The sequence below is a fragment of the Corallococcus llansteffanensis genome (assembly GCF_003612055.1).
GTDB classification, from domain to species: Bacteria; Myxococcota; Myxococcia; order Myxococcales; family Myxococcaceae; genus Corallococcus; species Corallococcus llansteffanensis.
The window spans coordinates 1-6,992 of the sequence record NZ_RAWB01000528.1; the positions used below are offsets into that span (position 1 = coordinate 1).

The 6,992-nt window shown below is 69.8% G+C and carries 5 protein-coding genes and 1 pseudogene; 3 read left to right on the top strand and 3 right to left on the bottom strand.

Going from position 1 to position 6,992, the window contains the following annotated elements; all coding sequences use genetic code 11:
- Together D7V93_RS34075 and D7V93_RS34080 are read left to right on the top strand one after the other, a co-directional pair.
- Positions 1–693: DUF4142 domain-containing protein (locus D7V93_RS34075; protein ID WP_147451486.1), on the top strand; the 693-nt coding region annotated here is incomplete at its 5' end.
- An 89-nt stretch (positions 694–782) separates the two neighbouring features.
- Positions 783–1,058 (top strand): hypothetical protein, encoded by a 276-nt coding sequence (locus tag D7V93_RS34080; RefSeq protein ID WP_120647350.1) that lies wholly within the window; start codon positions 783–785, stop codon positions 1,056–1,058.
- 7 nt (positions 1,059–1,065) lie between these two features.
- On the opposite strand, the gene D7V93_RS34085 is transcribed toward D7V93_RS34080, so the two are convergent.
- On the bottom strand, positions 1,066–3,096 hold the full coding sequence (locus tag D7V93_RS34085) for a S9 family peptidase (protein ID WP_120647351.1): 2,031 nt from the start codon (positions 3,094–3,096) through the stop codon (positions 1,066–1,068).
- A gap of 179 nt (positions 3,097–3,275) precedes the next feature.
- On the opposite strand from D7V93_RS34085, the pseudogene D7V93_RS34090 reads away from it, so the two are divergent.
- Positions 3,276–3,839: pseudogene (locus D7V93_RS34090) on the top strand (DsbA family oxidoreductase); the annotation flags it as partial.
- A 3-nt stretch (positions 3,840–3,842) separates the two neighbouring features.
- Here D7V93_RS34090 and fliB read toward each other — a convergent pair.
- Both fliB and D7V93_RS34100 read right to left on the bottom strand, forming a co-directional pair.
- Entirely contained in the window at positions 3,843–5,207 is a 1,365-nt protein-coding gene (gene fliB / locus D7V93_RS34095; RefSeq protein ID WP_120647353.1) for a flagellin lysine-N-methylase, read from the bottom strand.
- Positions 5,208–5,218: 11 nt separating this feature from the next.
- Positions 5,219–6,992: Hsp70 family protein (locus D7V93_RS34100; RefSeq protein WP_147451487.1), on the bottom strand; the 1,774-nt coding region annotated here is incomplete at its 5' end.

The following is a 6,992-nucleotide window of genomic DNA, read 5'->3' on the forward strand; positions in this document are numbered from 1 at the left end:
ACCATGCCTCCTTCCGGCAAGCCCGCCGCCCCCGCCCCCATGAAGGGCATGGCCGAGTTCAAGGGCTTCATGGTCCCCACGGACGAGAAGGCCTTCCTGGAGCGCCTGCACCACATCAACCAGACGGAGATCCTCCAGGCGCAGCTGGCCGAGAAGAACTCGCAGAACCCGGACGTGAAGAGCTACGCGCAGAGCATGATCAAGATGCACACGGACGCCGACCAGAAGGTCATGACCTTTGCCACGACCAAGAAGCTGAAGCTGGCGGAGCCGAAGCCCCTCGACGAGATGGAGCGCAAGGCGATGGCGGCGGCCAAGGCCGAGATGGCGAAGCTCGAAGTTCTCAAGGGCTCGCCGTTCGACTCCAGTTACATGGCCGGCCAGGTGGCCGCGCATGACATGGCCATCGGCAAGGTGATGGCCGCGCAGCACGGCATGAACGCCACGGGCGAGCTGGCCACTCTGATCACCACGCTCACCCAGGAGCTGCCCAAGCACCGCGACATGGCCTACCAGACGCTCGGCAAGGTGGATGACGCCATGGGCATGGGCGGCTCCGGCATGCAGGGCGGCACCATGGACCACGGCGACATGAACCACGGCACCACCCCCAGCGGCACCATGGGTGGCTCGACGGGCGGCAGCATGGGCGGCTCCACCGGCACCACCGGCGGTGCGACGAAGACGAAGTAGTCAGCCGCTCCACACCGTGCAGGAGCATGAAGCCGGCGCCTCCCGAAGTGCATTCCGGGAGGCGCCGCTTTCATGCATATTGCCGCGCCATGTCACGACTGATTGCCCTGACCTCCTGCCTCGCCGTCCTGCTCGTCGGCTGCTCCAACAGCGCCGACACCATCTGTGACCGTCGGAAGGAGTGCTTCGACTCCGACCTGGACACCGGCAAGTGCGCCGACAAGATCAACGCCTGGGAGGAAGAGAAGGAGAGCGAGCAGGACGACCGGCGGGCGCGCACCGCGGAGTGCTCGGAGTGCATCGTCGACCGCACCTGCGCGGAGGTCCTCTCCTTCTGCATCGACGACTGCTTCGGCATTCCCTGAGCCCGCGCTACTTGCGCGTCCAGCGGTCCAACCAGCCCAGCACCTCGTCGTGCCACTGCAGGCTGTTCTGGGGCTTGAGCACCCAGTGGTTCTCGTCCGGGAAGTAGACGAAGCGGGACGGGATGCCGCGGCGCTGGAGCACGGTGAAGGTGGACATGCCCTGCGTGTCCACCACGCGGTAGTCCTTGCCGCCGTGGATGACGAGCATGGGCGTCTTCCACTTCGCCACGTGGTCCACCGGGTTGTGCTTCGAATAGGACTGGGGGTTCTCCCACGGCGTGCCTTCGTGGTCCCACTCCGGGAACCAGATCTCCTCCGTGTCGAAGTAGGCCATGCGCTCGTCCAGGTTGCCGTCGTGGTTCACGAGGCACTGGAAGCCGTCCGGCCAGTTGCCGGCGATCCAGTTGACCATGTACCCGCCGTAGCTGCCGCCCAGCGCGCACCGCTTCTGCTTGTGGATGAAGGGGTAGCGCTGGAGCGCGGCCTCCAGGCCCTTCTGCAGGTCCACCAGCGGCTTGCCGCCCCAGTCACCGCGAATGGAGTCGGTGAAGGCCTGGCCGTATCCGGTGGAGCCGTGGAAGTCGACCATCACGGACACGTAGCCGCGGCCCGCGTACACCTGCGGGTTCCACCTGTAGTGGAAGTGGTTGCCGAAGCTGCCCTGCGGTCCGCCGTGGATGAGGAAGGCGAGCGGGTACTGGCGCTTGGGGTCGAAGTCCACGGGCTTCACGACGAAGGCGCGCACGGTCTCGTTGTTCCAGCCCTTGAACTCGAACTGTTCGAAGGCGCCGAACCTGAGGCCCGCGAGCGCCTCCTTGTTCATCTGGGTGAGCTGCCGCGCGCCGGTGCCGTCCGCCTTCGAGGCCCAGAGGTCCGCGGGCGAGTCCAGGTCATCCATCGCATACACCAGCTGCCCGTCCGCCGCGGGCTGCGCGCCCTCCGCGTTGCCGGCCTGCGTGAGGCGGCGCGCCTTGCCGGATGCCACGTCCAGCGCGAACACGGGGTTCTGGCCCACGTCCCCGGCGGTGGTGAAGAGGGCGGTGCCGTCCGGGCTCCACGCGAGCGAGCCGGCGGAGTGGTCCCAGTCCTCGGCGAGCACGCGCTCCTGGCCGCCCGGCCACGCGCGGAGGATGACGCGGAAGCGGTCCGCCTCGTAGCCGGGGCGTGACATGGCCACGTACGCGAGCGTCTTGCCGTCCGGGCTGAACACGGGGCTCGTGTCGGTGGCGCGGTTCTTCTCGGTGAGCTTGCGCGGCTTCGACTTGCCGTCGATGTTCGACACGAACAGGTCCAGGTCGGTGGACCAGGCCTCGGCGCGGCCCGCGTCGCGCGCGGCGAACACCAGCCCCTTGCCGTCCGGCGTGAAGGTGAACTCCTCCGCGCCGCCAAAGGGCTTGCTGGGCGCGTCCGCGTCCATGCCCTTCATCACGTCCACGGGCGTGCCGCCGGCCACGGGGACGACGAACAGGTGCGAGCGCGTGCCGTCCTTCCAGCTGTCCCAGTGGCGGAAGAAGAGCTGATCATACGCGCGGCCGGTGTTCTTCTTCTTCTGCGCGTCCGCGCTGCGCTGGGTGTTGCAGGCGAGCGTGCCGCAGTCGGGGAACACCTCCATCGACACGGCGAGCTGCTGGCCGTCGCGTGACAGCGCGAAGCTGCCCACGTCGAGCGGCAGCTGCGTGACGGGCTGCGGTTCGCCGCCGTCCACGGGCAGGCGCCACACCTGCGAGGAGCCGCCGCGCGAGGACAGGAAGAAGAGGCTCTTGCCGTCGGGGGCCCACACCGGCTCCGCGTCGTTGTCCGCGTGCGCGGTGAGCTGGCGCAGGTTCGTTCCATCCAGGTTGACGAGCCACAGGTCGGTGCGACCGCGGTTCGCCTCCAGGTCGGTGGAGCGCAGGACGAAGGCGACCTGGCGGCCGTCGGGCGACACGCGCGGGGCGCTGACCCGGCGCATCGTGACCAGGTCCTGCTGGTTGAACGGACGGGGGGCGGGCGCGGGGCCCGCGCCGAGGGCCAGGGCCGCGAGAAGCGACAGGGACAAGGAGGTTGCTCCTGGAGAAAGGGGAGCTGGACCGTGCCCGCAGGAGGGGGCGCTGTCCACCGCTGGATGCAGCCCGCGGCGAGGGGTGGAAGGCCCTGACGCACGGTGCTAGAGACAGGGGCATGAACGCTCCCATCGTCATCCACATCTGGTCCGACTTCGTTTGACCCTGGTGTTACGTCGGCCTCGGTGAGGTCGAGAAGCTGAAGAAGGAATACGACGTCCAGGTGGAGTGGCACCCCTACTTCCTGCGCCCGGAGACACCCCCGGAAGGGCTGCCGTTGCCCGACTACGTGCGCCAGGGGATGAAGAACCCCAACAACCCGCTCAAGCTCCGCGCCGCCGCGGCCGGGCTGACCATGGTGCAGCGGGACGTCATCCCGTCCACGCGCCGGGCGCACGAGGCGGCGGAGTACGCGCGCGCCCAGGGCAAGCTGGAGCCCTTCCAGGCGGCCATCCTGCGGCGCTACTGGAGCGACGGGGAGGACCTCTGGCAGTGGAGCACGCTGCGCGGCGCGGGCGAGGAGGCCGGGTTGGATCCGGACGCCCTGCAGCGCGCGGTGGAAGAGGGCCGCTACCGTCAGGTCGTGGAGGAGTCCGTGCGCGAGGCCCAGGAGATGGGCATCCGCGCGGTGCCCACGTTCATCCTGGGAGAGAAGGTGGCCATCCAGGGCGCGCAGGAGTACCCGGCGTTCCAGCGGGCCATGGAGCAGCTGGGCGCGAAGCCGAAGGGCCCGGGCTGAGGGCTACAGGCCCTTCACGAGGATGAGCAGCCGCGCGAAGGTCTCCGGACCTTCGCCGGCCAGCCCCTCCGCGAACTCCAGGAACTGGGGCGCCTGTTCGACGTGCTTCGCGACGAGCTGGAAGCACTCCACGGCGGCGGCGTCCAGGGTCGCGACGGGCGTGCCGGGGCTGTCGAGCAGCGCCACCACGGCCGGGTGCCCGAGCAGCACCCAGCGCACCACGGACGCGCGCAGCACGAGGAAGAACACGGCGCGCAGGAGGCTCTGGGATTCGGTGAACGGGTGGCGCAGGACGTGGTTGAGCGCGTGGTGCAGGAAGTACTGCTGCACGCGCTCCCCGCGCAGGGACTCCAGGGCCGTGCGCCGGGTGACGTGCAGGCGCCACGCCTCGTCCGGGGAGGTGTCCGCGCCACCGTAGGCCGCGCGCACGTCGCGCATGAGCGAGAGGAAGCGCGGGCTTGAGACGTGGGCCTCGCGCGAACGGAGCACGGCGCCGCAGATGCCGGCCCACGGGCCTCCGGGCAGCTCCAGCGCTTCGAGCTGCCCGCGCAGGGCCTCCAGCGCGTCCATGGAGCCGGCGTCACGCAGGATGCCCGTGAGCCGAGCATCGGCGGTGCGCGGGGCCTCGGCGGCATCCGGCGGCGCCGCCTCCGCGCTCGGCCGGAGCTCCGTCGCCTCCGCGCTCATCCGGAGCTCCGTTGCCTCCTGCGCGAACGCCGTCGTCCCCTGCGCGAACGCCGTCGTCCCCGGGAAGTAGAAGTCGCCCAGGTCCAGCGCCATCCGTCCCAGGGCATAGAGCCGCGTGGAGAAGGGCACCTCGCGCCGCGCGAGCAGCCGCAGCATCGCCTCGCGCACGGCGTCCGCGTGGGCCGTCCACGCGTCGTCGCCAGAGGCCACCTGTCGCGCGAGTTGGGGACGCAGGGCCTGCGTTTCGTCCACGGATTCGAGCACCAGCGCGTCGTCCGCGAGCAGGCACAGGCGCGCCGTCTCCGGACACGCGAGCGACCCGGCCATCTCCACGCGCGCGCCCCAACGCGTCAGCACGCGGGGGAAGACGGAGCAGCCATCCGGCAGCACCGCTTCCCCGTGCTTGCGCTGGAGCGAGCACAGCTTCGCTTCATCCAGGAAGGCGCAGTGTCCGTCCGCGCGCTTGCCCAGGATGCCCGCCTGCGAGCCCGTGGTGTCGCCCGGGTTGGGGGTGATGAGGGCGGCGACGCGCGCCTCGTCCGGGCCGCCCGCCACCTTCTGGCGCAGCAGGCTCCAGCGCGACTCGCTGATGGGCACCGTCAGCCCCGCGCAGCAGGTGTCCTCGCACGCCTCCGCGATGCAACGGAAGCGCGCCATGTAGCGGGGGGCGGAGGCGGTCATGGGCAGCGAGTCTACTTCCCGCGGCCCAGGGCCTTCTTCACGAACCCCCAGAAGCGGCCCGCGCGGTCCTTGAGGTCGGCGCCCCGGCGCTCCTCGGCGGCGCTCATGGCCTCCTTGCTCACCTGGAGCTGCTTCTGGAGCTCCTCGGGCGAGTAGCGCGTGGCGAGCGTGGCCTTCACCTCCTTGCGCGTCGAGTACTCGCGCGCCTCCACGTGCAGCACGCATTCCGAGTCGAGCTTGAGGGTGACGGCCACGCGCACGGAGCCCTTGGGCCCCTTGGGCAGGCCTTCCACGCGCACGGTGCCCAGGTACTCGTTGGCGGAGATGTGGTTGTCCTCGCCCTGGAAGATGGACAGCTCCATCCGCTCTTCGTTGTCCTGCGACGTGCTGATGGCGAACGAGCGCTGCGCGGGCAGCGGGCTGTTGCGCTCGATGACGCGCTTGAAGCCGCCGCCGGGCATGGCCACGCCGATGGTCATGGGCAGCACGTCGATGAGCACCACGCTGCTCACCTTGTCCACCGAGCCCGAGTACAGCGCCGCGCCCAGCGCCACCGCCTCGTCCGCGTTGACGCTCGCCTGCGCGTTCTTGCCGAACAGGCCCTTCAACTTCTCGCGCACCAGCGGCATGCGGCTCATGCCACCCACGAGGATGATGTCGTCCACGTCCGCGGCGCGCAGCTTGGAGTCCAGGAGCACGTCGCGCACCACGTCGATGGTGCGGTTGAGCAGCGGGTCGCAGATCTTCTCCAGGTCCTGGCGCGACATCATCACGCGCAAATCCCTGGGACGGCCCCCGTCGTCCATCATCAACATGGGGATGTGGACCTCGAAGGTGTTGCGCTCGGAGAGCGCCATCTTCGCGCGCTCGGCGGCGTCGCCCACGCGGGAGAGGGCGATGCCATCTCCGCTGAACGCGATGCCTTCCTTCTCCTGGAAGCGCTCCAGGAGGAAGTCGACGATGAGGTTGTCGAAGTCGATGCCGCCCAGGAAGATGTCGCCGCCGGTGCCCAGCACCTCGAAGACGTTCTTCTCGATGCGCAGGATGGTCGCGTCGAAGGTGCCGCCGCCCAGGTCGTAGACGAGCACCTTCTTGTTGAGCTCGCGGTTGAGGCCGTACGCGAGCGCCGCGGACGTGGGCTCGTTGAGGATGCGCTCCACCTTGAGGCCGGCCATGGTGCCCGCCTTGCGGACGGCTTCACGCTGGGGCTCGGAGTAGTAGGCCGGCACCGTCACCACGGCGCGCTCCACCTTCTGGTTGAGGTGGGTCTCGGCCATCTCCTTGCACTCGCGCAGGATGATGCCCTGGACCTCTTCCAGCGACAGCACGTCGTTGCCCAGGCGCACCGCGGCGCGGCCAGCTGCGTCAGGGGTGATCTCGTAGTGGAAGCGCTCACGGACCTGCTTCACCACGGCGCTGTCGTAGGGACGGCCCACGAGGCGCTTGGCGCCGTAGATGGTGTGCGTGGGGCGCAGGACGAGCTGGTTCTTCGCGCGGTGGCTGACGAGCAGCTTGTTCTGCGCGTTGAGCGAGATGACGGAAGGGATGGTGTTGTAGCCCTCGCGCGAGCGCAGCACGATGGGCCGGCCGTTGGACAGGAGCGCCACGCAGGAGTTGGTGGTGCCCAGGTCGATGCCGATGACGGGCCCGGTGCCGGAGAGCGTCTGCGGCGGCGTGAGGTAGATGGGGCGCACCTGGCCGTTCGCGTCCAGCGCGGGCGGCGGAGCGGGAGTCGCGGGCGCGGCGGCGGGCGCCAGCATCGCGGGAGCGCTCGGAGCAGCGGGG

What these genes read in the sequence shown, in the direction of transcription:
- D7V93_RS34080 (WP_120647350.1), top strand. Translation starts at nt 783, where the DNA reads ATGTCACGACTGATTGCCCTGACCTCCTGCCTCGCCGTCCTGCTCGTC.
- fliB (WP_120647353.1), bottom strand. Translation starts at nt 5,207, where the DNA reads ATGACCGCCTCCGCCCCCCGCTACATGGCGCGCTTCCGTTGCATCGCG.